The sequence below is a fragment of the Vescimonas sanitatis genome (genome assembly GCF_049060325.1).
GTDB lineage: Bacteria > Bacillota > Clostridia > Oscillospirales > Oscillospiraceae > Vescimonas > Vescimonas sanitatis.
This window is the reverse complement of sequence record NZ_JBMGPW010000011.1, coordinates 1-21,954: the sequence shown is the minus strand read 5'-3', so window position 1 is coordinate 21,954 and position 21,954 is coordinate 1. Positions and strand designations below refer to the sequence as shown.

Sequence of the window (21,954 nt, the reverse complement as noted above, 5' to 3'; positions counted from 1 at the left end):
GTCAGTCGTCCTCCCGGAAGCGGATCACGCCGTTCTCGGCGCTGTCGATAACGGCCAGGGATTTGATGGGATAGCCCTCCCGGCGCAGGCTGTCGCCGCCGTCCTGAAAGCCCTTCTCCACCGCCACGCCGATGCCCGCCAGCTGCGCGCCGGCCTTGTTCACGATGTCGATCAGGCCGCGCATGGCGTAGCCCTTGGCCATGAAGTCGTCAATGATGAGAACCTTGTCGTCCTTGGTGATCCAGTCCTGGCTCACCAGCAGTGTGACCTTTTTCTTGTAGGTGTAAGAAAAAATATCACTCTGGTACAGACCGCCCTCGATGTTGTCGCTCTTGGCCTTCTTGGCAAAGACCATGGGTACACCATACCGTTCGGCGCAGATCGTCGCCAGCGCAATACCGCTGGCCTCTGCCGTAAGCACCATCGTGATATTTTTTACGTCAAAATACTTGGCAAACTCGTCCGCCAGATCCCGCATCAGCGCCGTGTCGACGCGATGGTTCAAAAAACCGTCCACCTTGATGATGTTACCGGGCAGGACGCGGCCCTCCCGCAGGATACGCTCCTTCAGCTGCTGCATGACCACCACTTCCTCTCGTGAGATATAGTACACCTACTATACCTGATTTCGCAGGGAAAAGCGACAGGGAAAAACGGAGAACTATTTAGGCGTGTTTTGCTGTTTTTTGTGGGTTTTACCGGAGCGAAAAGCCCTGCTCATAGCTTGGATAAGCTGTCCTTGACAAAGTCCGTGAACCGCTCCGCGGCAGCGGACTGGGGCACATCGCTCAGCAGGCACATATCCACGCTGCGGGCCGGTATCTCAAAGGAGGTCTTCAGCTTTTTCAACCGTCCGCTGTCCAGCTCCTTCCGGACGAACTCCTCCGTCACGCCGGCCACACCGAAGCCGATGGCCGCCAGGTCCACCAGCAGGCTCCGGGCGCCCAGCTCGATCTCCGGGTTCAGCTTCAGCCCATTCTGCAAAAAGAACCGTTCCAGATACAAACGGCTGGAGGCCTTGCGCTCCAGCAGGATCAGCGGGAACGCCGCGATCTCCTCCAGCGTGTATACGTGCCGGAAGTCGCAGGGATACTCCGCCCCCGCCACAAAGATGGCGTGGGTATCGAAGCAGGGATATATCCGTAGTCCGGCATCGTCCGCCGGCGTGCTGGCGAAGGCGATGTCCACCTTGCCGGAGCGCAGCAGCCCCAGCACCTTGTGGCTTCGTCCGGACACGATCTGGATGTGGATGGCCGGGTGCCGCTTGTGGAACGTGTCCAGATACGGCAGCAGGAACTGGCTGGTCACGGTGTCGCTGGCGCCGATGGTCAGCTGTCCCATCTGCAATTCCCGGGTCTGGCTCAGCTTTTCCTCGCCCGTCTCCAGCAGGCCCATGGCGCTGCGGACGTACTCATACAGCATCTGCCCCTCGGCGGTCAGCGTCACGCCACGGCTGTTCCGCGCGAACAGACGGGTCTGCAGGTCGCGCTCCAGCTGCTTGATGGACTGGCTCACCGCCGACTGGGAGATATACAGTGCCTGTGCCGCGGCCGTGATGTTGCCCACCTCGGCGACCTCCTTAAAAACCCGGTACAGCTCCAGCTTTACGGACATAAAAACCGCCTCCTATTAGTTTCGGTGATAGCACCGCAAAAAATCGTTGTTTTGATTATAGCAGATTTTTTGCCGAATACAAGAGGAAATTGTACCGCGCATGGCAATTTCCCTTGCATACGCCGCCGCGGTGTGGTAAGATGAGTGCTGTTGAGAAAAGGAGGGCGCTTATGAACCGACTGAAAGATATCTGGGGCGGACAGGATGACATGAACCGTGTGCTGCTCCTCATTGCCGTCGCCGTCTTTGCCTGGAGCCTGATCGAGGGCCACGGTATGTACGGTGCCCTGCTGGCCGTCGTGGTCCTGTTCCTGATGGTCAGTCGTCACGGTCAGCGCATCAAGCGCTTCGGCCGCTTGTACGGCACGCTCTATTTCCCCATGCCGGACGGAGAACTCGTCCCCCGCACCTTTGAGCAGGTGAAGACCGAGTATCTCCGCGGCGCCCAGGGCCGCTATGCCGGCCGCGCGGTGGAGCTGCGCTTCCCCTGGTGGTATCTGAACAGCGCCGGGGAGATCGACACCGGCTTCGGCCTTACCGTCCGTCTTTCGGGCAGCGCAGAGCTGCTGGACGAGGCGAAGCTTATGCGCCGGGGCGACTGTGTCCGCCTGACCGGTACCCTGGTGGCTGAGAGCAAAAACTACTTCTGCGTCGGCGAAGTGGAGACGCTGGAACGCATCTCCGAAAAAGATCTGTACCCACTCAAAAAGAAATAAACGCAAAAACCACACAAAGGAGAGTATCACTATGAGCTTTATGATCGAGACGTCCGCACGTCACATCCACCTGACCCAGGAGACTGTGGAAAAGCTGTTCGGCGCAGGCTATCAGCTGACCATCCGCAAGCCCCTGTCCTATCCCGGCCAGTACGCCTGCAACGAGCGCCTGACCATCGTCGGCCCCAAGAAGGAGATGGCCAATGTGTCCATCCTGGGCCCCACCCGTAAGGCGGACCAGGTGGAGGTTTCCGCCACGGACGCCCGCACCCTGGGCATCGACGCCCCCATCCGCGAAAGCGGCGACGTGAAGGGCTCCGGCGCCTGTAAGCTGATCGGGCCCGCCGGTGAGGTGGAGCTGTCCGAGGGCGTCATCGTGGCGAAGCGCCATCTGCACGTCACCGAGGAGGATGCCGCCGCCATGGGCATCAAGAACGGCGAGATCATCAAGGTCGCCTGCGGCGGCGAAGGCCGCAAGCTGATCTTCGACGATGTAGTTGTCCGCGTCAATGTGGGCGGTGCTACCACTATGCACATCGACACCGACGAGTCCCAGGCTGCCAATGGCCCCACCGTGGGCGAGCTGGTCCGCTGACAAGTGCAAAAAATGACCGCCCGTAAGGGCGGTCATTTTTCGCGCGCTTTTACCGTACCGTCAGCAGCTCCACGTTTCCACTGACCGTCTGGAATTCCCACGCGGCGTCCTCCACCGTAGTGAAGGTCACGTCGCTGCTGAGCTTGCCGCTGGTGGTCTTAAATTCTACCGGCAGGGGAGAGGGCAGCGTGCTGAGATCGCACAGCTGCATGACGATGCTCCCGCTGCTGGTTTCTGCTTCCAGTTCTGTCGGCATGATGTCCAGCGCCAGGTCAATGCTGCCGCTGCCGCTGTCCGCCTCCAGCTTTTGGGTGCGGACGCTTCCGCTGATGCTTCCGCTGGTGGTGGACAGGGATATCTCCCCGGCGTTGGCCGCATAGACACTGATCTCACCGCTGACGCTGGTGACGTCAAGCTCCTGAAGCGTCAGCGTGTCCTCGTCCGTCAGATCCACCGATACCCCGGCACTGACCGTCTTGATGTCCAGCTCGTGCAGCACAAGGCTTCGGGGCAGCCTCACCACCAGACGCTTCTCCTCCGTTGCGCTCATCAGCTGGGGCTGGGAGCGTATGTCCAGCGTGCCCTTGTCCTCGTTTACCTGCCATTCCATCTTCAGTGCCGCATCGCTGCCGTCCATCATCGTCTCCGACAGCTGTATGCCCTCACCGTCGTACAGCTCCACATTCACCTGTCCGCTGACCCATTCAATGTCGATGGCGCGAAAACCGTTCAGCTGCACCACGTCACCGTTCCCGGCGTTGTAGCCCGCATCCGTCGCGCCGTCCTGCCCGCTGTTCTGGGTCTGACCGCACCCGGCCAGCACCGCCATGGCGCACAGCAGAGCCGCCAGCCCCGGCACCCAATACTTTTTCATACCGTACCTCCTGCGTCTCGCTCTTATCGTCTTAGCTTATCCCAGAGGGTGACGGTGCCCGTCTCCCTTGTTCGGTTCATATCGATGACCCGCTGGTTCCGGCTGCCCCGGAACTGCAGCGAGATATCCTTCAGTTCCTTCATAAACCGTCCGTCCACCAGCACGTCGATGCACGCGAGCATCTCATCCGTTGCCTCGCACCGGGGATAGCTGCCGTCTGCCAGCAGCTCATCGTCCAGCCGGAACCCGGTAAAGCACCATATGGTCTTGCCCGGATACTTCGCCTTGACCTCCCGCAGCAGCGGCAGCAGCTCCCGCTGGTTCCGCGGCTCGAAGGGCTCGCCGCCCAGCACCGTCAGTCCGTTTACAAAGGGCTTGTCCAGCTCCGCGAATATCTCCGCCTTGGTGTCCTCCGTGAATTCCTTTCCGTAGTCAAAATCCCACGTCTGGGGCTGAAAGCAGTCCGGGCAGCGGTTGGTGCAGCCGGATACGAACAGCGTCACCCGCACGCCGATACCGTTGGCAATATCACATTTCTTCAATTCTCCGTAATGCATGGAACGACCTCCTGACCCTGAGTATAGACCACAAAGGTTAAAATAATATTAAAATAGAGCTGAAAAATAAAGGGGGAAAAAGCAAGGTGAAAAACAGGGGCGGGCATAAGCCCGCCCCGCGTTTGAAGAGAATTACAGGTGCAGTACGCGGTCCTTGATCTCCTGGGTCCGCCCCTGATTCCAGAACTGTGTGCCGATGTAGCCGCAGGTCCGCCGGGCCACGTTCATCTTGTCCTGATCCGTGTTGCCGCACTGGGGGCATTTCCAGATCAGCTTGCCGTCCTCCTCGACCACCTCGATCTCGCCGTCCCAGCCGCACACCTGGCAGTAGTCGCTCTTGGTGTTCAGCTCTGCGTAGATGATGTGATCGTAGATGAACTTCATCACCTCCAGCACCGCGTCCAGATTGTTCTGCATATCCGGCACCTCCACGTAGCTGATGGCTCCGCCGGGGGACAGGTGCTGGAACTGTGCCTCAAACTCCAGCTTCTTGAACGCGTCGATCGGCTCGGTGACGTGTACGTGATAGCTGTTGGTGATATACCCCTTGTCCGTGATGCCCTCGATGACGCCAAAGCGCTTCTGCAGACACTTGGCGAACTTATAGGTGGTGGACTCCAGCGGTGTGCCGTACAGGGAGAAATCGATGTTGTGCTGCGCCTTCCAGGTCTTGCAGGCGGCGTTCAGCTTGTGCATGATCTCCAGTGCGAAGGGCGTGGCGCTGGGGTCGGTGTGGCTCTTGCCGGTCATGTACTTCACGCACTCATACAGTCCCGCGTAGCCCAGGGAGATGGTGGAGTACCCGCCGTACAGCAGCTTGTCGATGGGCTCGCCCTTCTTCAGCCGCGCGCAGGCGCCGTACTGCCACAGGATGGGCGCCGCGTCGGACAGCGTACCCTTCAGGCGCTCGTGGCGGCACAGCAGCGCCCGGTGACACAGCTCCATGCGCTCGTCGAAGATGCGCCAGAATTTCTCGATATTCCCGCCGGAGCTCAGGGCGATGTCCGGCAGGTTTACGGTCACGACGCCCTGATTGAACCGCCCGTAGTACTTGGGGTTCCCATTCTCGTCCACATAGGGGGTCAGGAAGCTGCGGCAGCCCATACAGGGATAGCAGTGGCCGTTGCCGTTCTTGTCCACCTTCAGCTCCAGCATCTTCTTCTCGCTGATATAGTCCGGGACCATCCGCTTGGCGGTGCACTTGGCGGCCAGCTTTGTCAGCTCCCAGTATTTGCTGCCCTCGCGGATGTTGTCCTCCTCCAGCACATAGATGAGCTTGGGGAACGCAGGCGTGACCCACACGCCCTTTTCATTCTTCACGCCCTGGTACCGCTGCAGCAGCGTCTCCTCAATGATCAGGGCCAGATCGTCCTTTTCCTGCTGGTTCTTGGCCTCGCCCAGATACATGAACACCGTCACGAAGGGGGCCTGTCCGTTGGTGGTCAGCAGCGTGACCACCTGATACTGTATGGTCTGCACGCCGCGGCGGATCTCCTCCCGCAGCCGCTTTTCCGCGATGGAGTTGATCTTGTCCTCGGTGACAGCCACGCCCACGGCGTCGAACTCGTCCCGCACGCTGGCGCGGATCTTTTCCCGGCTGATCTGCACGAAGGGTGCCAGATGAGTCAGAGAGATGGACTGTCCGCCGTACTGGTTGCTGGCTACCTGCGCCACGATCTGGGTGGCGATGTTGCAGGCGGTGGCGAAGCTGTGGGGCTTCTCGATCAGCGTTCCGGTGATGACGGTGCCGTTCTGCAGCATATCCTCCAGGTTGACCAGGTCGCAGTTGTGCATATGCTGGGCGTAATAATCCGTGTCATGGAAGTGGATGATGCCCTCATTGTGGGCCTCCACGATGTCCTTGGGCAGCAGAATGCGGTTGGTGATGTCCCGGCTGACTTCGCCGGCCATATAGTCCCGCTGGGTGGAGTTCACCACCGGGTTCTTGTTGGAGTTCTCCTGCTTGGCCTCTTCGTTGTTGCACTCGATGAGGCTGAGGATCTTGTCGTCGGTGGTATTGGACTTACGCACCAGAGAACGGGTGTAGCGGTAGGTGATATAGTGCTTGGCCACCTCGAAAGCGCCGTGGGCCATGATATAGTGCTCCACCATATCCTGTATCTCCTCCACGGTAGGTGCGCGGTTCATCTTCTGACACTGCAGGTCCACGGACTCTGCGATGCGCTGGATCTGCACCGGCGTCATCCGATCTACTTCCTCCACGGACTCGTTGGCCTTGGTGATGGCGATAATGATCTTGGTGATGTCAAAGCCCACCTCGGCGCCGTTTCTCTTGATGATCTTCATGGTACGTCCTCCTATCTCATCTATCTCTCCCTGCCGTCCCGGCGGCACACAGCTCTAAGCCTGCACCCGCAGCGATGCGTGTGTTGATATAATACACTACATCTTGTGCTGTTTCAAGAGCAAAAAACAAAATATAGGAAAATAACCTGCCAAAAAGTACACCCTATTTTTGTGCACTTTGTCAAAGTTACACAAGATATAGTGATTTGTACACCGCGCAAACACACTAAATATAGTGCCGGTATGCTGCGAAGTTGTCAGAAGCACCATCTCTGGCCGTTAAAGCACGGCACAGTATGAAATATCCCATTGCGCGGATATGCATAATATGGTATACTGACTCAAATACGTTATTCTGTCGAAAGGAGGGCCGGCTATGCGTGGCGATACCCGTTCCCTGATCCACGGCATCATCAACCTGATCGTTCCGTTCTTTATCTACGACCTGGCCTCGCTGTTGGTGGGCGCCATCACTGCGGCCAACTATAATCCCTGGCTGGCCTTCTGGCCCATGACCATTCTGCTGTGGCTGCCCTTTGTGTCTGACGCGGTCTGCGTCGTGGTGGCTGCCGTGCGCTTCCAGCGTCGGGGCCGTACCCGCGCGCTGCTGGGACTGATCTTCTCCGTGGGCGCAGCGGCGCTGTACTATATGCTGCGCTTCCAGCTGCATTTCACGCTGTCCAGCTGAAAGATATGTTCTGCCAGGGAGGAGGACCCCCATGCGTCCCGATTTCATTCCCGTCGGCGCTGTTGTCAACGCCCACGGTATCCGCGGCGAGGTCAAGGTGAACCCCGCCGGCTTCGACCCGGAGTTCATCGCCTCGTTCAAGACCCTCTATATCGGCGGTCAGCCCGTGAAGGTCATCTCCGCCCGGGTCCATAAATCCACCGTCCTGCTGGCCTTGCCCGGCGTCGCCACTATGGACGATGCCCTGGCGCTGAAGGGCAAAACGGTCTCCATCCGCCGCACCGACGCCAAGCTGCCCAAGGGCCAGTACTTCGATGCCGAGCTGGAGGGCTGTACCGTTCTGGACGATGCCACCGGCGAAGAACTGGGCAAGCTGGACAAGGTGCTCCACTATCCCGCCCACAAGGTCTACCAGGTCCGTGGCGGTGCCCACGAGTACCTGATCCCCGCCGTGCCGGAGGTCTTTATCGCTTCCGCGGACCCAGATGCCGGAATCATTCGCGTACACATGATGAAAGGACTGGCCACCGATGAGAATTGACATCATGACCCTGTTCCCCGACGCGGTGGAAGCGATGATGGGTTCGTCCATCATCGGTCGTGCCCGGGAACGGGGCTTTGTCACCATACAGACCCACCAGATACGGGACTACACCACCAACAAGCAGATGCAGGTGGATGACTATCCCTACGGCGGCGGCCGCGGCGCGGTCATGCAGGCAGATCCTCTGTACCGCTGCTGGCAGCATATCTGCGATGAAGCGGGGGAGAGGGTCCACACCATCTATATGTCCCCCTGCGGCCGGGTGCTGACCCAGCAGGTGGCCCGTGAACTGAAGGCACAGTATGACCATCTTATCCTGGTCTGCGGCCACTACGAGGGCGTGGATCAGCGCTTCCTGGACGAGTGCGTGGACGAGGAGATATCCACAGGCGACTTTGTCCTCACCGGCGGTGAGATACCCGCCATGGCTCTGGCGGACTGCCTGTGCCGCATGGTCCCCGGCGTCCTGCCGGAGGAGAGCTGCTACACCGACGAGAGCCACTGGAACGGCCTTTTGGAGTATCCCCAGTACTCCCGCCCGGAGGAATGGCACGGCCGCAGGGTGCCCGAGGTCCTGCTCAGCGGCCATCACGGCAATGTGGCTGACTGGCGCACGAAGGAGAGCTACAAGCGCACCATGGCCCGCCGCCCGGATATGTGGGCGCGGTTCGACCTGACCCAGGTCCACAGCCGCCACGACAAGAAGGTCCTGGCCCAGGCCCTGGAGGAATACGCCCGGGAGCAGGGCGGTGCCCCTGAAACCGAATAAACCGAAAGCGGCAGGGAGGTCCCTGCCGCTTTTTCCCGGTTATTTTCCCGGATTTGCCAGAAAAACGACACTTATTCCAATTTCGCTGTTGTACTTCGCCCAAAAATCCGCTATAATAAGGAAGCGAAATCCGGCAGTATGCTGAAAATATGAGGAGGAACACCGAATGAACGAGAAATACAGCGCTCTGTTTACCCCCTGGAAGATCGGCAACGTGGAGATCAAGAACCGTATCGTGCAGCCCTCTATGGGCGGTACGTCCCTGTTCGGCTGGCTGGAGCCCTGTCACTTCGACAAGGAAGCGGCCTACCACATCCTGAACCGCGCCCAGAACAACGTGGGCCTGGTGCTGCCGGGTATGCAGTGTGTCCGCGACACCATGGGCGGCCGCTGGCTGTACCAGAACAAAAAGATGTTCAAGGATCTGGCCGAGTGGCTGCCGGAGTTCCACAAGACCGGCTCCAAGCTGTTTGTCCAGCTGTCCGCCGGTATGGGCCGTTCCATGGCTATCAACGAGATCATGGTCAAGATGCTCCAGAACAAGGCCTTCGGCGCCGTGGGCAAGCCCTTCCTGAACGTGGACTACATCACCGCCTCCGCCTCCGCCACCCCCAACCGCTGGTATCCCGAGTGCAAGTCCCGCCCTCTGACCGTGGAGGAGATCCACGAGATGGTGGACGCCTTTGCCAAGACCGCCAAGCTCCTGCAGGATGCCGGCGTTGACGGTGTTGAGATCCACGCGGTGCATGAGGGCTATCTGCTGGACCAGTTCACCATTGCCAACATGAACTACCGTACCGACGAGTACGGCGGCTCCTTCGAAAACCGCTACCGCTTCGCTGTGGAGATCGTCCAGGCCATCAAGGCCGTCTGCGGCAAGGACTTCCCCGTGGCCCTGCGTTACTCCGTGGTGTCCAAGACCAAGGGCTTCGGCCAGGGCGCCGTTCCCGGCGAGGAGTTCGTGGAGTTCGGCCGCGATATGGCCGAGTCCGAGAAGGCCATCAAGTACCTGGAGGATGCCGGCTACGATATGTTCGACTGCGACAACGGCACCTACGATGCCTGGTACTGGGCCCATCCCCCGGTCTATATGCCCGAGAACTGCAACCTCTCCGAGGTGGAACACATCAAGAACTTCACCTCCAAGCCCGTGGTCTGCGCCGGTAAGATGGACCCCGCCAAGGCCGCCGAGGAGATCGCCGCCGGACGTCTGGACGCCGTGGGCATCGCCCGCCAGAACCTGGTGGACCCCGAGTGGGTCAACAAGATCCTGGAGGACCGCGTAGAGGACATCAAGCCCTGCATCAACTGTCACAACGCCTGCTTTAGCTTCAACAAGTCCAAGAGCACGCCCAATATGCAGCCCATGGACGACTCTCTGCACCTGGCCCGCTGCGCCCTGACCCCCAGCACCATGCAGCACAACAAGTACAAGATCGTTCCCACCCGCAAGCCCAAGAAGGTCGCCATTATCGGCGGCGGTATCGGCGGCATGGAGTGTGCCCTGGTGCTCAAGCAGCGCGGCCACACCCCCGTCATCTTCGAAAAGACCAGCGAGCTGGGCGGCCTGTACATCACCGCCTCCGCCATGAGCTTCAAGGAGGCCGACAAGGCCCTGCTGCGCTGGTACGAGCGTGAGCTGAAGAAGAACGACATCGAGGTTCGCTTCAACATGGAGATCAACGCCCCCGCCACCCTGCGCCGCGAGTTCGACGAGATCATCGTCTGCACCGGCTCCCACCCCAAGACCCTGCCGGTCAAGGGCTTCAACAAGACCATCAACTTCACCCAGCTGCTGTTGAACCAGGTGGACGCCGGCGACCGCATCGTCTTCTTCGGCGGCGGCCAGTCCTCCTGCGAGGCCGCCTATGAGATGGTCCTCCAGGGTAAGCACCCCATCATCGTGGAGTACGCCGACGACCTGATCGCCACCCCCGGCACCTGCTTGGCCAACGCCTCCTTCCTCCGCGAGATGCTGGCGTTCAAGAAGGTCCCCGTCTACCTGAACGCCACCATCACCGAGATCGGCGACGGCTTCGTCATGGTCAAGCAGCAGGACGGCACCGAGATCCGCATCGAGTGCGACAGTGTGGTCAACGGCATCGGCTTCGTGCCCGCGCCCATCGCCGCCGATGACCACAAGGTCTACCGTGTCGGCACCTGCGAGAAGTGGGGCAACCTCCGCAACGTCATCTGGGGTGCCTGGGACGTCTGTATGCACATCTGAGAATACGCAAAAAAAGAAAGCCCGCAAGGGCTTTCTTTTTTTGCTCAATGCCGTTTCCGGCCGATCCATGCCGTTCCCGTCAGCGACAGTGCCACGCTCACGGCGTAGATGCCCACGCCCGGGTCGAAGGTCTTGGGGGAGCCCTTCTTGTTCTCGTCGGTCTTACCGGTCTCGGTGGTGCCGCTGTTGTAGTAGTACCGGGGCGCCGCCTCCCACTTGGCGTACAGGGTGACGCTGTTCGTCACGGGCTGGGTAAAGTCGTAGGCCGCGGTGCACGCCTCGTTTGTGTACCAGCCCGCGAAGACATACCCACTGCGGGTCGGATCGGCGGGCTTGGTGGCCGCCGCGTTGGCCCGTATCTGTCCCGGTACGTCGCTTCCGCCGTTACTGTTGAACGTTACGGTGTGCAGCGTTATGCCGTTTGGCTGTCCGGGATCAAATGTCCCGCCGGTGACGGCGACCATCCCAGTGCAATAGGGTGAGGCATAAATGTTGCCGCGGAAGGTCCCGCCCTCGATCACAGCACGGTCAGCAGGATTGCTTGGATTTAAGTACATTGCGGAGGATTTATCCTGACTGGCCGTACAGTCTCTCACGAACGCGTCCCCGCATATGGTGATGTTGCGAAGGCTGGATATGCCGCCGCCATATCCATAAGCGGCGGTGCAGTTACGGATGGTGCCGCCGTTCATGGTAAAGCTGCCCAAGTTGTTTACGCCGCCTCCGTCATCATATGCAGCGCTGCCGTAAGCCACGCACCACTCGATGGTGCCGCCGTTCATGGTAAAGCTGCCAAGCGCATAGTCTCCGTCACGGTCAGCCACGTACACGCCGCCGCCCCGCGCTGCGGTGCAGCCTGCGATTTTTCCGGCCTTCATCACAAAGCTGGCGCTTCGTGCCACGAGTACGCCTCCCGCGGTGTTGTGTTCGCCAACCGCAGAGCAGCCCACGATGTTGCCGCCCTCCATCACGAAGCTGGCGTCCTGATTGATAAACACACCGCCGCCGCCGTTCTCACTAATGCTGCCATACACACTACTGAAAGAATGTTCGCGGCCGATCCCGCCGGTGATGACCCCGCCCTTAACGATCTCGGTGCCCGCGTTTTCGTTCAGCGTCCAAAGGCCGGTGGCCTCCTTGACGAATTTGTGTATGGCGTCGGGGTTACTGTCCACCAGCGTCAGCGTGCCGCTGTCCATCTGGATAACGCTGTCGTTTGCGTCTCTGTTTTCATGTTGCAGCACAAATCCGTTCAGGTCCAGCGTCACATCCCCCTGAATGACCAGCGCCTGCGTCAGCTTCACATTGTTGCACAGATAGTACGTGCCGCTATTCAGCGTCTTTTCGCTGATCGTGACCGGCGCACCTATTGTGCTGCCCGACATATTTTCTTCTGTCAGCTTTTCTCCGGCGGGTGTACCCTTGATTTTTGTCGTCAGCAGCAGCGTGCTGCCCTTTTGAATGTTGTAGTTTGCTAATGTGCGGCCATCTACTAACAATTTTCCGCCGTAATAGAGATGCTGCTCCCCAGCAGCGATTTTGGTTTTCATCTCCAATTCTTCTTTTACGTTGTCGATGCTGTCCCCAGACTCCACATCAAGCGCGATCGTCTTGCCGCTTGGCAGTTCCACATTAAGATAAAAGCCCGTGGGCGACATCGCCCACGCTGCGGTGCTCAGCACCGCAGCCAGACAGCCTGCCAGTACCAGCGCCAGAAATCGTCTCTTCATCCGTTTGCTCCTTTCTCTCCCGTGCGCGCCGAAGCGCGCGCCTCGTATCCTCTCTCTCTCTCAGTATACCGGATTTTCCAGTTTCCACAACCCGTATCTGCAAATAGGATAACGGTAAAAAATATCCCCCGGCCAAAAGCCGGGGGATGCGTATCTATTTCTCTTCTTCGTGGTATACGGACGGGAACATGGCCTTCAGCAGGTTGTACGTCCGGTTGTGGCTGTCGGTCCACTCGCCGTGCTCCGCCGCCAGCTTTGCCTTGTCGCCGTACACCTCCAGCGCGTGGCAGGTGTCCACATAGGCCTTCTGCATCTGCCGCATCCGCGCGCTCATGTGCTGCAAAAGGCTCATGATCTTCGCCGGCTTCTCCCGGAAGTACGCGCTGAAGTTGTCATAGGTGATCTCGCTGACGATGGTGTTCTCCAGCGCCACCGCCGTGGTGTTCCGGGGCCGCGACTCCAAAAAGCTGATGACGTTGAAGAAGTCGCCCTCCCGCAAGGTCACTACCTCCACCTGCTCCGGCGTCCCATAGTCGAAGTACACCCCCACGCTGCCGTAGAGGATGTTGTACATACTCATCACCATCTCCTTGGGCCGGCAGATGATCTCGCCCTTCTTATAGCGTTTTTCCGTATGCGGCATAAAAAACCTCCTGAAATGCACCTGTTGACGCAGCTTGGCGTGCGCCTCGCGCAGAAAATGTGATAAGGTATCAACAAAGTACAAAAAAGGGAACATAAACGTAAAGCATCGCTGCCTAAATTGTATCATATACGTGCCCGCTTGTCGACACTTTTTCTTGCCAAAACAAACCAAATGTGTCATACTGAGGGGGTAAAGGAAGTGGAACATTTTGAACTATTTTGCCCCAAAACTATCCTCTGATGAGCTGCGTAAAATGAGCGCCATCGCCCTGGCCCATATGGGTGATGCGGTCTATGAAACGCTGGTCCGCACCTGGCTTTGTGTCCACGGTACAGCGACAGGCAAGGATCTGCACCGCGCCACCATCGCCCTGGTCTGCGCCCCCGCCCAGGCGGAAAAAATGCAGAAGGTGCTCCCGCTGCTCACGGACGAGGAGCAGGCGGTCTACAAGCGCGGCCGCAACGCCAACGTCCACACCATGTCCCGCAGCGCCACCCCGGCCCAGTACCATTCCGCCACCGGTTTGGAGTGTTTAATGGGCTATTTATACTTAAAAGGTGATAAAAACCGCGCGGAGGAGCTGTTCCGCGCCATGATGGAGGAGACCTGATATGCCCCTGGATGCCGTATGCCTGCAAGCTGTGGTGGCGGAGCTTTCGCCCCTTGTCGCCGGCAGCCGTATCGAGAAAATACAGCAGCCTGCTCGCGACCAGGTGGTGCTGCTGCTCCGCGGCAGCCGCCGCCTGCTGCTGTCCGCCGGTGGCGGACAACCCCGCCTGCACCTGACGGAGCAGCTTCGGGACAATCCCGCCCAGCCCCCCATGTTCTGTATGCTTTTGCGAAAGTATCTGTCAGGCGGAATTATTGAAAAAATTGAACAAATACCGCTGGAACGTGTGGTAAACATACACATTTCCGCCGCCGACGAGTTGGGCGACCGCACCCGTTTTTCCCTCATTTTAGAGGCGTTTCCCCGCCGCGCCAACCTCATTTTAGCCGATAAGGACGGCCGTATCCTGGACTGCCTGCGCCGCATCGACTTCGAGATGAACCCGGACCGTCAGGTGCTTCCGGGCCTGTTTTATCGTTTGCCCGCAGCACCAGACAAGGTTGAACCCTTTACAGTAGAGAGGTGGGTGTTTTCCCGTCTTGCCGCCGTGGCAGGAGAGGATATGCCTGCGGACAAGTGGCTGGTGGACACCTTCAACGGTATCTCACCGCTGGTGGCCCGTGAGATCGCGTTTCGTGCCTGCGGTGCCGTGGATGCCCCTGCGCCGCGGACAGCCGAGACACTTTGGGCCGCGTTCTCCGTATGGCGCGACACTGTGAATGCTAACAACTTTACACCCGTTATGCTGAAACGCTCCGGCGCGCCTATGGACTTCACCTATCTGCCTGTTTGTCAGTACGGCAGCGCGGCAGCGGCAGAGGAGTACGGCAGCTTTTCCGCCCTGTTGGATAACTTCTACGCCAAGCGCGAGCAGGCGGACCGTGTCAAGCAGAAGGGGCAGGACCTGCTGAAAACGGCCAATAACGCCGCCGCTCGTCTGCGCCGCAAGATCACCATGCAGGAAAAGGAGCTTTTGGACAGCAAAGATCGGGATAAGTGGCGCATTTACGGCGAATTGATCACGGCAAATCTGTATCGGATGGAGCGCGGCATGAGCCGCCTCACGGCGCAGAACTACTATGATCCGGCGTGCAAAGACATAGATATTCCGTTGGATGTCCGCCTTTCACCCCAGGAAAATGCCGCTAAATACTTCAAAAAATATACAAAAGCCAAGACCGCGGAAAAATACCTCACGGAGCAGCTGACCAGAGCCGGTGCTGAACTGGAGTACCTGGAGAGTGTTCTGCAGGAGCTGGCGCAGGCCGAGTCCGAGCAGGATTTCAATGACATCCGCGCCGAACTGACCGACGGCGGCTATCTTCGCGCCAAGGGTGGGAAAAAGCAGCCCTTCCAGCGCCCCAGCAAGCCCCGGGAGTTCCGTTCCTCCGCCGGATTGCCGATTTTTGTGGGCCGCAGCAACCGGCAGAACGACCGCCTGACCACCAGGACGGCGGAGAAGTGGGACCTGTGGTTCCACACCCAGAAGATCCACGGCTCCCATGTCATACTGTCCACCGGTGGCGGACGACCCGATGCACAGAGCATCGCGGAGGCCGCCTCTCTGGCCGCCTATTTTTCCCAGGCGCAAAGCAGCACAAAAGTACCCGTTGACTTCACCCAGGTAAAGTTCGTAAAGAAGCCCGCCGCCGCCAAGCCCGGAATGGTAGTTTATACCAATTATCAGACCGTTTTAGCTGACCCGAACGAGGAATTAGTAAAACATTTATTGGTAAAATAGAGCACAAAATATGTAGAAGTTATGCAACAAATTGTGGAGGATACGTCTATGATAGCCTATGCTGTTCTTATGTGGGCCATCGCAGCCCTTTTTCTACTGCTCGGACTCCTGATCTACCACGGAAAAACGGGGTTGATCCATGAATATCACAGGGAGAGAGTCAGATCGGAGGATATGGCAGCCTATGGCCGGGCCTTTTCCACCGGACTTTTCGCCCTTGCGGGAACACTGGTACTTAGTGGGATTGTCTCTCTTCTGTGGACACTTCCCGGCGCGGTCACCGCTTCGCTGGTGGTGCTGTTCGTCGGTCTTGCGGCGTCATTCGCCATTCTTTGGCGCGTCCAGCGCCGCTATAACGGCGGTATGCTTTGACTGTCAGCAAAAAGGCTTTATCAGGTTGATGGAAAGGCGGCACCATGAAACGCCAGGCGGAAAAAGCGGATATTGTAAAGCGAAAAGTGTTTCACGAGCACATCATCCTACTGACCGAGGGGCGTTTTCTCATGTTGGCGGTACTGGCTGTTATGGTGTGGCTCCCGTATCTCTTTGTGCGGGACAGAATGGCCGGAATGATGCTGGCATGGTGGGAGATACCTTTTCTCCTGCTGGTAGAGGTGTCGTTGTACTACGCACTGCTTCGTCAGTTCTGGTACAGATGCTTTGGGTGCCTTGTGGTCACGGAGGACGAGATCGTTTGGAAGTGTCCCTTTATGCGGACAGTGCGGCTGAGAAAGACGGATATTCGATATACCGGCATCGACTACCGCTGGCCGGGTTCGGCGCGAAAAGCGGTTACGCCTGTAGATATGGCGTATTTTTCCACAAAGTCTTATCCGCAGGCGTGCCGGAACAAGAGCTATCTGCTGCGCAACAAAAAGGGATTTATTAAATTCCCGGCCGGTGAGAAGCTTTGCCGCTATATGAGTGAGTGGCTGCCGGAGCCGTATGAGAGGGTGTTTGCCGCAGCCAGCGATGGCTATGAAGCGCGGCGCAGAAAGAGGGAGCGCAAGCGCGGAAGAGAAAATGAAATGAGTCGAAAACTCTGAAAAAGACCGCCTTTCGGCGGTCTTTTCGTTATTCTCACGCTTCGGCGGGTGCATCGCGGAACAGAATGGTGATGCACCACAGGCCGGCAAGTCCCACCAGTGCGTAGATAACACGGCTGATGGCCACGGACTGGCCGCCGAAAATGGCTGCCACGCAGTCGAAGCGGAACAGCCCCACGGCGCCCCAGTTCAGCGCGCCGATGATGACCAGCGCCAGCGCCACGCGATCCAGAACCTTCATATAACAAAGACCTCCATTCTGAAAAGACTACTGCTTTGTATAGCATTTCCCTGGCAACATCGTATATACACAAAAAAATTTTCAGTTTGCCTGAATAAATTTGGAAAAGCGATTGCAAAAGCAGCGTTAATTTGGTATTATTAGTATAGAACAATCTGTACACGACCATGTACATATACAAAAGGAGGAGACCATGAACAAGAAGTTTGACAAGCTGGGTTTTTATCCTGCGGATATCCTGCTGCCCAAGGGCCAGGACATGAACAAGTGGGCGGTCGTCGCCTGCGACCAGTTCACCTCTGAGCCGGAGTACTGGCAGGCAGTGGAGGAAAAAGTGGGCGATGCGCCCTCCACCCTGCGCCTGATCCTGCCGGAAGCCAATCTGAAGGCACCCAACGTGGACGAGTACATTGAGAATATCAATAACGCCATGAAGAAGTATCTGGCGGACGGTGTGTTTGAGACGCTGACTGACTCCTTGATTTATATTGAGCGCCAGCAGTCCGACGGCAAGATCCGCCACGGCCTGATCGGTATGGTGGATCTGGACGCTTACGATTTCACCCCCGGCTCCGGCGCCCTGATCCGCGCCACCGAGGGCACCGTGCTGGATCGCATCCCGCCCCGCGCCAAGGTGCGCCGCAACGCGCCCATCGAGCTGCCCCACGTCATGCTGCTGATCGACGATCCTGACAAGACCGTTATTGAGCCCCTGACTGCCGCTGCCGAGGGGATGGAGAAGGTGTATGATTTCGACCTGATGCAGGACGGCGGCCACATCCGCGGCTTTAAGCTGTCCGATAAGCAGATCGATGCTGTGGCCAATGCTCTGGAGGGCCTGACCACCGATGAAGCCATGCAGAAAAAGTACAACGTCTCCGGCGTGGCGCCCCTGCTGTTCGCCGTGGGCGACGGCAACCATTCTCTGGCTACTGCCAAGGCCTGCTATGAGGAGCAGAAGAAGGGCAAGACCCCCGAGGAGTATCTGGCGCTTCCCGCCCGCTACGCACTGGTGGAGGTGGTCAATAACCACGACGATGCCCTGCAGTTCGAGCCCATCCACCGGGTGCTGTTCGGCGTGGATCACCAGAAGTTCATGGACGCCTTCCGCGCCGCCTATCCCAACGCCTATGAGGGCAAGGGCGACGGCCACACCATCGAGTTCGTGTGGAACGGCGAGAGCCACTTCATCACTGTGCCCGACCCCAAGGTGCAGTTGGCGGTGGGTACGCTACAGGGCGTTATTGACCAGTACCTGAAGGACAACGGCGGCGAGGTGGACTATATCCACGGTGACGACGTGACCCGTGAGCTGGGCAGTAAGCCCGGCAATATGGGATTCCTACTGCCCGCCATGGGCAAGGAGCAGCTGTTCAAGACCGTCATGGCCGACGGCGTGCTGCCCCGTAAGACCTTCTCTATGGGTCATGCTCAGGATAAGCGCTACTACATCGAGGCCCGCAAGATCGTTAAGTAAGGCTGGCGCGGTCGCGTACAGTGTGCTATAATAGTGCTGCGGCAATGCCGCAGCACTATTTTTTGTGAGGAACCGCTATGAAGTGTATGGAAAAAGCATATGCCAAGGTGAACCTGACGCTTCAGGTGGGCAGCCGACGTCCGGATGGCTATCATGCTGTAATGTCTGTTATGCAGCGCATCAGTCTGTGGGACACCGTAACAGTGGAGCGCGGTACAGGGCGCGACACACTGCTTTGCAGTGTGCCGGTGACGGAGAATGTCGACGACAATCTGTGCATGAAGGCAGCGCGAGCGTTTTTTGCCGAAACGGGGACGAAAAGCGACGGCGTGACGATCACGTTGGAGAAACACATTCCCGTGCAGGCGGGACTGGGCGGCGGCAGCAGCGACGCGGCGGCGGTGCTGCGGGCGCTGCGGACACTGTACGCGCCGGATATAAGCGACGGCAGGCTGGAAACGCTGGCGGCAAGGCTGGGCAGCGATGTGCCGTTTTTTATCCGGGGCGGTACGCAGTTGGCTACGGGCAGGGGAGAGGTCGTTTCGCCGCTGCCGCAGCTAGCCGCGGGTTGGTTCGTGGTGGTGAAGCCCGATGAGGGCTATTCCACGGCAGAGATGTATCGACGGCTGGATGAGCCGGGTTCGGTGCTGGTGCGGAACAGCCGCTATATGCAGGACGCGGTGGCGGCGAACAATGTCCATGCGGTGGCGGTGGAGCTGCACAACAGCTTTGAGCGGGTGGTGCCGAAGGACAGCAGCCTGAGGACCATCAAGGACGCGCTTCGGGAGCAGGGCGCGCTGGGTACGCTGCTCAGCGGCAGCGGCAGCGCAGTGTTTGGCCTGTTCGACGATCAGAGCGCGGCTGCTGCGGCAGCGGTGGCGCTGAAAAAAACATGGCCGTGGGTATTTGTGGCTCGACCGGTATAAAAACACGAAGCACCGTCCAAAATGTAGGCAAATCTACAAAGGACGGTGCTTTTTATGCATACATATATAAATAAATGGAGACCTATCGAAATCGCGGTGCTGTTAGCGTTGGCGGTAACGCTGTTGGTGGGCGCGGCATCGCTGCACCGGCAGGACGGCTTGCAGGAAAAGATGATCCGCCTGCACGTTATTGCCAATTCGGACAGCGAAGACGACCAGACTATGAAGCTGCTGGCGCGGGATGCGGTGTTGACACGCGCCGAGGCAATCCTGCGTCAGGCATCGAACAGGGAGGAGGCGATGGAGGATCTAAACGCGGCACTGCCGGAGCTGGAGAGGACGGCTTATGATGCCTGCGGCGGAGCGTACCCGGTGCATGCGGCGCTGGAGATGGCGGAGTTTCCACGGAAGGAGTACGACGGCTTCGCCCTGCCGGCGGGAGAGTACATGGCGCTGCGCGTCATCATCGGCGAGGGTGCCGGCCGGAACTGGTGGTGTGTGGTGTACCCACCGCTGTGCATGGCCTCCTGCACAGAGTTGGAGGATACGGCGCTGCGCGCCGGGCTGGACGGCGACGATGTGCAGCTTATCACAGAAGCGGACAGCGGATATGTGTTGAAATTCCGCGCTGTGGAGCTGTGGGAACGCCTGCGGCAGTGGTTGGGAAAATAGATGTGAAAATAAATGGGAGGAGTGCGCGAAAAAACTGTTGACAAACAAGGGAAAACCTGTATAATAGTTTTTGTTCGTCGGAACACAGCGGGATTGTGTAAAGGTAGCACAGCGGACTCTGACTCCGTATGTGAGGGTTCGAATCCTTCTCCCGCTGCCATGGAGCCTTACTTTTGAACCATTGCATGGTGTCGGAAGTAAGGCTTTTTTCTATACTGAGGAATGAGAGTTGGATCGAGGTGCGTGATGAAGAAAGAAAGGCTTGTTGCAGCCCCGCATACCTTTATGCTATCGGTATTGTTGATGATCAGTATCCCGGCAGCATACGCGATTATGCTGATTTCCCATCAAGAATCCATCGGAGCATTCCTGCGAGTTCCAGGTGCGCTGCAAGTGACACTTCTCGTTGCGGTTATCTATCTTGCGCTGCTGGTGACGCTTTTTTGTACGCGTTACCAGTGGGCCGCTGTTGCTGAAATATGTGAAGATCGGATAGTATTTTGGGCATTGTTTACGCACAGGACCTTTTACTACAGTGATATGCACCATATTGGCGTTGACTATGGCTTATTGGACGGCAGGAAGCAGTTTTGGATGTATTTCAGTAAAACCCCAATTCCTGCAATGTATTATCACCGGATCAATCGGATGAAGCCGTCAAGGAGTTTTATGCGTGTGCAGTATTGCAAAAAGACTTATGAAAGGCTGGTGGCAAATACGCCGCCGCAAATCAGCAATCAGCTTCGAAAGTGTTATTCGACGATACGGCTGCACGATTTGGATAAGAAAGAGTAACACGGTATTCGCTGCAGGTCGGTAAAGAGCACCCGCCTGGTGCGTTTGCAGGCGGTACTGCTGTCCAATATGAAAAAGCCCCACCCATTCGGGTGGGGCTTGCTGCGTCAGCCGTGGGAGAGGGGAGCGCTCAGCGCTCAGGATCCCATTTGGGAGAGGTGGGATCCTTGACCGGCTGGGCCGCAGCGGGAGAAGGAAGCAGGTCGGATGCGGTGAAGTACTTCTTCAGGGGCTTGTACGCCACGGCAAAGACCAAAAGGGTGATAGCGATGTTGGGGAGCATGTACGCCAGATTGTACAGCAGGGAGTAGAACCAGGGGCTGTGCATAGTCATGCCGAAGAAGGTCTCGGGCATGTATTCCGCCCAAACGGTGGCGCCCACCACATAGTGCACCAGGAAGCGGGAAAAGCCGGCGATCAGAGTGCCGGTGAACACGCCGCTCTTGCGGCGGGCCACCAGACCGGCCAGACCCAGGACGGTGAAGGCCACCAGGTAGTCGCCGACGATGGACTGCCAGCCAATGGCGAAGCCGCCGTCAAACATGAACTGCAGAACGCCGAAGGCGAAGCCGCCCAGCAGACCGGCGCCGAGGCCCCAGCGAACGGCATACAGCACCAGGGGGATCATGGACAGGACGACGCTGCCGCCCCAGGGCATCTCCCACAGCTTCAGGTAGCTGAGGATCTGCGCCACGGCCACCAGTACAGCGCCTTCGCACAGGGCGCGGACTCTCATGTGACTTTTCATAATAATGTGTACCTCCGAAAATAAAATTCCCGCATGGCGAGCCATGCAGGCGTCGCAATGCGGAAATCTGAAAATCGATATGATCGCATTCCTACGCCGGCATTACCCGGATCAGGTTCGAGGGACCGGACGGCGTTACGTCACATCTCAGCCAGCTTGCGCCAGCGCCCCTTGGATTGTGGAACGATTGTAGCACGACGGGTGGAGGATGTCAAGTGGCTTGTGGGTAACGGAGAGATAAATTCCGCTTATGAGAGAACGATTATTATAGAAGTGGAAAAAAGGCGTTGACAAAAGGCACAGTGTATGGTAGTCTAACAAAGCTGTCCGGGAGGGCAGAGCGCGTGTAAAGCGAGTCAATGAAAAATGTCTAAAAAAGGTAAAATAGTAGTTGACAAGATGGCAGACATGTGCTAAGATAATGACTGTTC

General features: G+C 58.2%; 23 protein-coding genes, 1 tRNA gene and 1 riboswitch. Of the genes, 15 read left to right on the top strand and 9 right to left on the bottom strand.

Going from position 1 to position 21,954, the window contains the following annotated elements:
* Window position 1 precedes the first annotated feature (1 nt).
* Both ACOMDU_RS12535 and ACOMDU_RS12530 read right to left on the bottom strand, forming a co-directional pair.
* Entirely contained in the window at window positions 2-580 is a 579-nt protein-coding gene (locus ACOMDU_RS12535) for a xanthine phosphoribosyltransferase (RefSeq protein WP_022136003.1), read from the bottom strand.
* Between the two features lie 137 nt (window positions 581-717).
* The gene (locus tag ACOMDU_RS12530; RefSeq protein WP_418541378.1) at window positions 718-1,614 is read right to left on the bottom strand and encodes a LysR family transcriptional regulator; all 897 of its coding nucleotides are present in this window, start codon (window positions 1,612-1,614) and stop codon (window positions 718-720) included.
* Window positions 1,615-1,784: 170 nt separating this feature from the next.
* On the opposite strand from ACOMDU_RS12530, the gene ACOMDU_RS12525 reads away from it, so the two are divergent.
* Window positions 1,785-2,330, top strand: a complete 546-nt coding sequence (locus ACOMDU_RS12525) for a hypothetical protein (protein ID WP_421130549.1) — start codon at window positions 1,785-1,787, stop codon at window positions 2,328-2,330.
* A gap of 31 nt (window positions 2,331-2,361) precedes the next feature.
* The gene (gene pduL, locus ACOMDU_RS12520) at window positions 2,362-2,925 is read left to right on the top strand and encodes a phosphate propanoyltransferase (protein ID WP_022136000.1); all 564 of its coding nucleotides are present in this window, start codon (window positions 2,362-2,364) and stop codon (window positions 2,923-2,925) included.
* 49 nt (window positions 2,926-2,974) lie between these two features.
* On the opposite strand, the gene ACOMDU_RS12515 is transcribed toward pduL, so the two are convergent.
* From ACOMDU_RS12515 to nrdD, 3 genes are all read right to left on the bottom strand, one after another.
* Window positions 2,975-3,799 (bottom strand): DUF4097 family beta strand repeat-containing protein, encoded by an 825-nt coding sequence (locus ACOMDU_RS12515; RefSeq protein ID WP_421130548.1) that lies wholly within the window; start codon window positions 3,797-3,799, stop codon window positions 2,975-2,977.
* 23 nt (window positions 3,800-3,822) lie between these two features.
* Window positions 3,823-4,356, bottom strand: coding sequence for an anaerobic ribonucleoside-triphosphate reductase activating protein (gene nrdG, locus ACOMDU_RS12510; RefSeq protein WP_421130547.1), 534 nt, complete (start codon window positions 4,354-4,356; stop codon window positions 3,823-3,825).
* Window positions 4,357-4,488: 132 nt separating this feature from the next.
* On the bottom strand, window positions 4,489-6,663 hold the full coding sequence (gene nrdD / locus ACOMDU_RS12505; RefSeq protein ID WP_022135997.1) for an anaerobic ribonucleoside-triphosphate reductase: 2,175 nt from the start codon (window positions 6,661-6,663) through the stop codon (window positions 4,489-4,491).
* Between the two features lie 376 nt (window positions 6,664-7,039).
* On the opposite strand from nrdD, the gene ACOMDU_RS12500 reads away from it, so the two are divergent.
* The 4 genes from ACOMDU_RS12500 to ACOMDU_RS12485 all read left to right on the top strand — a co-directional run bounded on the left by ACOMDU_RS12500 (window position 7,040) and on the right by ACOMDU_RS12485 (window position 10,891).
* The gene (locus tag ACOMDU_RS12500; RefSeq protein ID WP_421130546.1) at window positions 7,040-7,351 is read left to right on the top strand and encodes a hypothetical protein; all 312 of its coding nucleotides are present in this window, start codon (window positions 7,040-7,042) and stop codon (window positions 7,349-7,351) included.
* Window positions 7,352-7,382: 31 nt separating this feature from the next.
* Window positions 7,383-7,892, top strand: a complete 510-nt coding sequence (gene rimM, locus ACOMDU_RS12495) for a ribosome maturation factor RimM (RefSeq protein WP_418541374.1) — start codon at window positions 7,383-7,385, stop codon at window positions 7,890-7,892.
* The gene (trmD, locus tag ACOMDU_RS12490; protein WP_022135994.1) at window positions 7,882-8,664 is read left to right on the top strand and encodes a tRNA (guanosine(37)-N1)-methyltransferase TrmD; all 783 of its coding nucleotides are present in this window, start codon (window positions 7,882-7,884) and stop codon (window positions 8,662-8,664) included. The genes rimM and trmD overlap by 11 nt, the downstream gene beginning before the upstream one ends.
* A 166-nt stretch (window positions 8,665-8,830) precedes the next feature.
* Window positions 8,831-10,891: an oxidoreductase gene (locus ACOMDU_RS12485; protein ID WP_421130545.1), complete on the top strand. Its 2,061-nt coding sequence runs from the start codon at window positions 8,831-8,833 to the stop codon at window positions 10,889-10,891.
* 44 nt (window positions 10,892-10,935) lie between these two features.
* Here ACOMDU_RS12485 and ACOMDU_RS12480 read toward each other — a convergent pair whose 3' ends face one another.
* Window positions 10,936-12,621: an InlB B-repeat-containing protein gene (locus ACOMDU_RS12480; RefSeq protein WP_421130544.1), complete on the bottom strand. Its 1,686-nt coding sequence runs from the start codon at window positions 12,619-12,621 to the stop codon at window positions 10,936-10,938.
* 154 nt (window positions 12,622-12,775) lie between these two features.
* Window positions 12,776-13,264: a Crp/Fnr family transcriptional regulator gene (locus ACOMDU_RS12475; protein WP_421130543.1), complete on the bottom strand. Its 489-nt coding sequence runs from the start codon at window positions 13,262-13,264 to the stop codon at window positions 12,776-12,778.
* Window positions 13,265-13,475: 211 nt separating this feature from the next.
* On the opposite strand from ACOMDU_RS12475, the gene ACOMDU_RS12470 reads away from it, so the two are divergent.
* The 4 genes from ACOMDU_RS12470 to ACOMDU_RS12455 are packed head-to-tail and all read left to right on the top strand — an operon-like array spanning window position 13,476 to window position 16,664.
* Window positions 13,476-13,877: a Mini-ribonuclease 3 gene (locus ACOMDU_RS12470; protein ID WP_421130542.1), complete on the top strand. Its 402-nt coding sequence runs from the start codon at window positions 13,476-13,478 to the stop codon at window positions 13,875-13,877.
* 1 nt (window position 13,878) lies between these two features.
* Window positions 13,879-15,618: an Rqc2 family fibronectin-binding protein gene (locus ACOMDU_RS12465; RefSeq protein ID WP_421130541.1), complete on the top strand. Its 1,740-nt coding sequence runs from the start codon at window positions 13,879-13,881 to the stop codon at window positions 15,616-15,618.
* 48 nt (window positions 15,619-15,666) lie between these two features.
* Window positions 15,667-15,990 (top strand): hypothetical protein, encoded by a 324-nt coding sequence (locus tag ACOMDU_RS12460; RefSeq protein WP_022135988.1) that lies wholly within the window; start codon window positions 15,667-15,669, stop codon window positions 15,988-15,990.
* A gap of 44 nt (window positions 15,991-16,034) precedes the next feature.
* Window positions 16,035-16,664, top strand: a complete 630-nt coding sequence (locus ACOMDU_RS12455; protein ID WP_421130540.1) for a hypothetical protein — start codon at window positions 16,035-16,037, stop codon at window positions 16,662-16,664.
* Between the two features lie 34 nt (window positions 16,665-16,698).
* On the opposite strand, the gene ACOMDU_RS12450 is transcribed toward ACOMDU_RS12455, so the two are convergent.
* Window positions 16,699-16,905 (bottom strand): DUF378 domain-containing protein, encoded by a 207-nt coding sequence (locus ACOMDU_RS12450; RefSeq protein WP_421130539.1) that lies wholly within the window; start codon window positions 16,903-16,905, stop codon window positions 16,699-16,701.
* A gap of 193 nt (window positions 16,906-17,098) precedes the next feature.
* Here ACOMDU_RS12450 and ACOMDU_RS12445 point away from each other — a divergent pair, with 193 nt between their 5' ends.
* The 5 genes from ACOMDU_RS12445 to ACOMDU_RS12425 all read left to right on the top strand — a co-directional run bounded on the left by ACOMDU_RS12445 (window position 17,099) and on the right by ACOMDU_RS12425 (window position 20,775).
* On the top strand, window positions 17,099-18,382 hold the full coding sequence (locus ACOMDU_RS12445) for a DUF1015 domain-containing protein (RefSeq protein WP_421130538.1): 1,284 nt from the start codon (window positions 17,099-17,101) through the stop codon (window positions 18,380-18,382).
* A gap of 77 nt (window positions 18,383-18,459) precedes the next feature.
* Complete coding sequence (gene ispE / locus ACOMDU_RS12440; protein ID WP_421130537.1) at window positions 18,460-19,308, top strand: 4-(cytidine 5'-diphospho)-2-C-methyl-D-erythritol kinase; 849 nt, start codon at window positions 18,460-18,462, stop codon at window positions 19,306-19,308.
* A gap of 54 nt (window positions 19,309-19,362) precedes the next feature.
* The gene (locus ACOMDU_RS12435; RefSeq protein WP_421130536.1) at window positions 19,363-19,980 is read left to right on the top strand and encodes a stage II sporulation protein R; all 618 of its coding nucleotides are present in this window, start codon (window positions 19,363-19,365) and stop codon (window positions 19,978-19,980) included.
* Window positions 19,981-20,066: 86 nt separating this feature from the next.
* Window positions 20,067-20,140, top strand: a tRNA-Gln gene (locus ACOMDU_RS12430).
* An 86-nt stretch (window positions 20,141-20,226) separates the two neighbouring features.
* Window positions 20,227-20,775: a hypothetical protein gene (locus tag ACOMDU_RS12425; protein ID WP_421130535.1), complete on the top strand. Its 549-nt coding sequence runs from the start codon at window positions 20,227-20,229 to the stop codon at window positions 20,773-20,775.
* A 130-nt stretch (window positions 20,776-20,905) separates the two neighbouring features.
* Here the strand turns inward: ACOMDU_RS12425 and ACOMDU_RS12420 are convergent, their stop codons facing one another.
* On the bottom strand, window positions 20,906-21,523 hold the full coding sequence (locus ACOMDU_RS12420) for an energy-coupled thiamine transporter ThiT (protein ID WP_418541360.1): 618 nt from the start codon (window positions 21,521-21,523) through the stop codon (window positions 20,906-20,908).
* A gap of 71 nt (window positions 21,524-21,594) precedes the next feature.
* A riboswitch (TPP riboswitch) is annotated at window positions 21,595-21,705 on the bottom strand.
* Between the last annotated feature and the right edge of the window lie 249 nt (window positions 21,706-21,954).

Excerpts from the sequence above, each read along its gene's own strand:
- ACOMDU_RS12535 (WP_022136003.1), bottom strand. The coding sequence starts at position 580 with ATGCAGCAGCTGAAGGAGCGTATCCTGCGGGAGGGCCGCGTCCTGCCC.
- ACOMDU_RS12530 (WP_418541378.1), bottom strand. The coding sequence starts at position 1,614 with ATGTCCGTAAAGCTGGAGCTGTACCGGGTTTTTAAGGAGGTCGCCGAG.
- ACOMDU_RS12525 (WP_421130549.1), top strand. The coding sequence starts at position 1,785 with ATGAACCGACTGAAAGATATCTGGGGCGGACAGGATGACATGAACCGT.
- pduL (WP_022136000.1), top strand. The coding sequence starts at position 2,362 with ATGAGCTTTATGATCGAGACGTCCGCACGTCACATCCACCTGACCCAG.
- ACOMDU_RS12515 (WP_421130548.1), bottom strand. The coding sequence starts at position 3,799 with ATGAAAAAGTATTGGGTGCCGGGGCTGGCGGCTCTGCTGTGCGCCATG.
- nrdG (WP_421130547.1), bottom strand. The coding sequence starts at position 4,356 with ATGCATTACGGAGAATTGAAGAAATGTGATATTGCCAACGGTATCGGC.
- nrdD (WP_022135997.1), bottom strand. The coding sequence starts at position 6,663 with ATGAAGATCATCAAGAGAAACGGCGCCGAGGTGGGCTTTGACATCACC.
- ACOMDU_RS12500 (WP_421130546.1), top strand. The coding sequence starts at position 7,040 with ATGCGTGGCGATACCCGTTCCCTGATCCACGGCATCATCAACCTGATC.
- rimM (WP_418541374.1), top strand. The coding sequence starts at position 7,383 with ATGCGTCCCGATTTCATTCCCGTCGGCGCTGTTGTCAACGCCCACGGT.
- trmD (WP_022135994.1), top strand. The coding sequence starts at position 7,882 with ATGAGAATTGACATCATGACCCTGTTCCCCGACGCGGTGGAAGCGATG.
- ACOMDU_RS12485 (WP_421130545.1), top strand. The coding sequence starts at position 8,831 with ATGAACGAGAAATACAGCGCTCTGTTTACCCCCTGGAAGATCGGCAAC.
- ACOMDU_RS12480 (WP_421130544.1), bottom strand. The coding sequence starts at position 12,621 with ATGAAGAGACGATTTCTGGCGCTGGTACTGGCAGGCTGTCTGGCTGCG.
- ACOMDU_RS12475 (WP_421130543.1), bottom strand. The coding sequence starts at position 13,264 with ATGCCGCATACGGAAAAACGCTATAAGAAGGGCGAGATCATCTGCCGG.
- ACOMDU_RS12465 (WP_421130541.1), top strand. The coding sequence starts at position 13,879 with ATGCCCCTGGATGCCGTATGCCTGCAAGCTGTGGTGGCGGAGCTTTCG.
- ACOMDU_RS12460 (WP_022135988.1), top strand. The coding sequence starts at position 15,667 with ATGATAGCCTATGCTGTTCTTATGTGGGCCATCGCAGCCCTTTTTCTA.
- ACOMDU_RS12455 (WP_421130540.1), top strand. The coding sequence starts at position 16,035 with ATGAAACGCCAGGCGGAAAAAGCGGATATTGTAAAGCGAAAAGTGTTT.
- ACOMDU_RS12450 (WP_421130539.1), bottom strand. The coding sequence starts at position 16,905 with ATGAAGGTTCTGGATCGCGTGGCGCTGGCGCTGGTCATCATCGGCGCG.
- ACOMDU_RS12445 (WP_421130538.1), top strand. The coding sequence starts at position 17,099 with ATGAACAAGAAGTTTGACAAGCTGGGTTTTTATCCTGCGGATATCCTG.
- ispE (WP_421130537.1), top strand. The coding sequence starts at position 18,460 with ATGAAGTGTATGGAAAAAGCATATGCCAAGGTGAACCTGACGCTTCAG.
- ACOMDU_RS12435 (WP_421130536.1), top strand. The coding sequence starts at position 19,363 with ATGCATACATATATAAATAAATGGAGACCTATCGAAATCGCGGTGCTG.
- ACOMDU_RS12425 (WP_421130535.1), top strand. The coding sequence starts at position 20,227 with ATGAAGAAAGAAAGGCTTGTTGCAGCCCCGCATACCTTTATGCTATCG.
- ACOMDU_RS12420 (WP_418541360.1), bottom strand. The coding sequence starts at position 21,523 with ATGAAAAGTCACATGAGAGTCCGCGCCCTGTGCGAAGGCGCTGTACTG.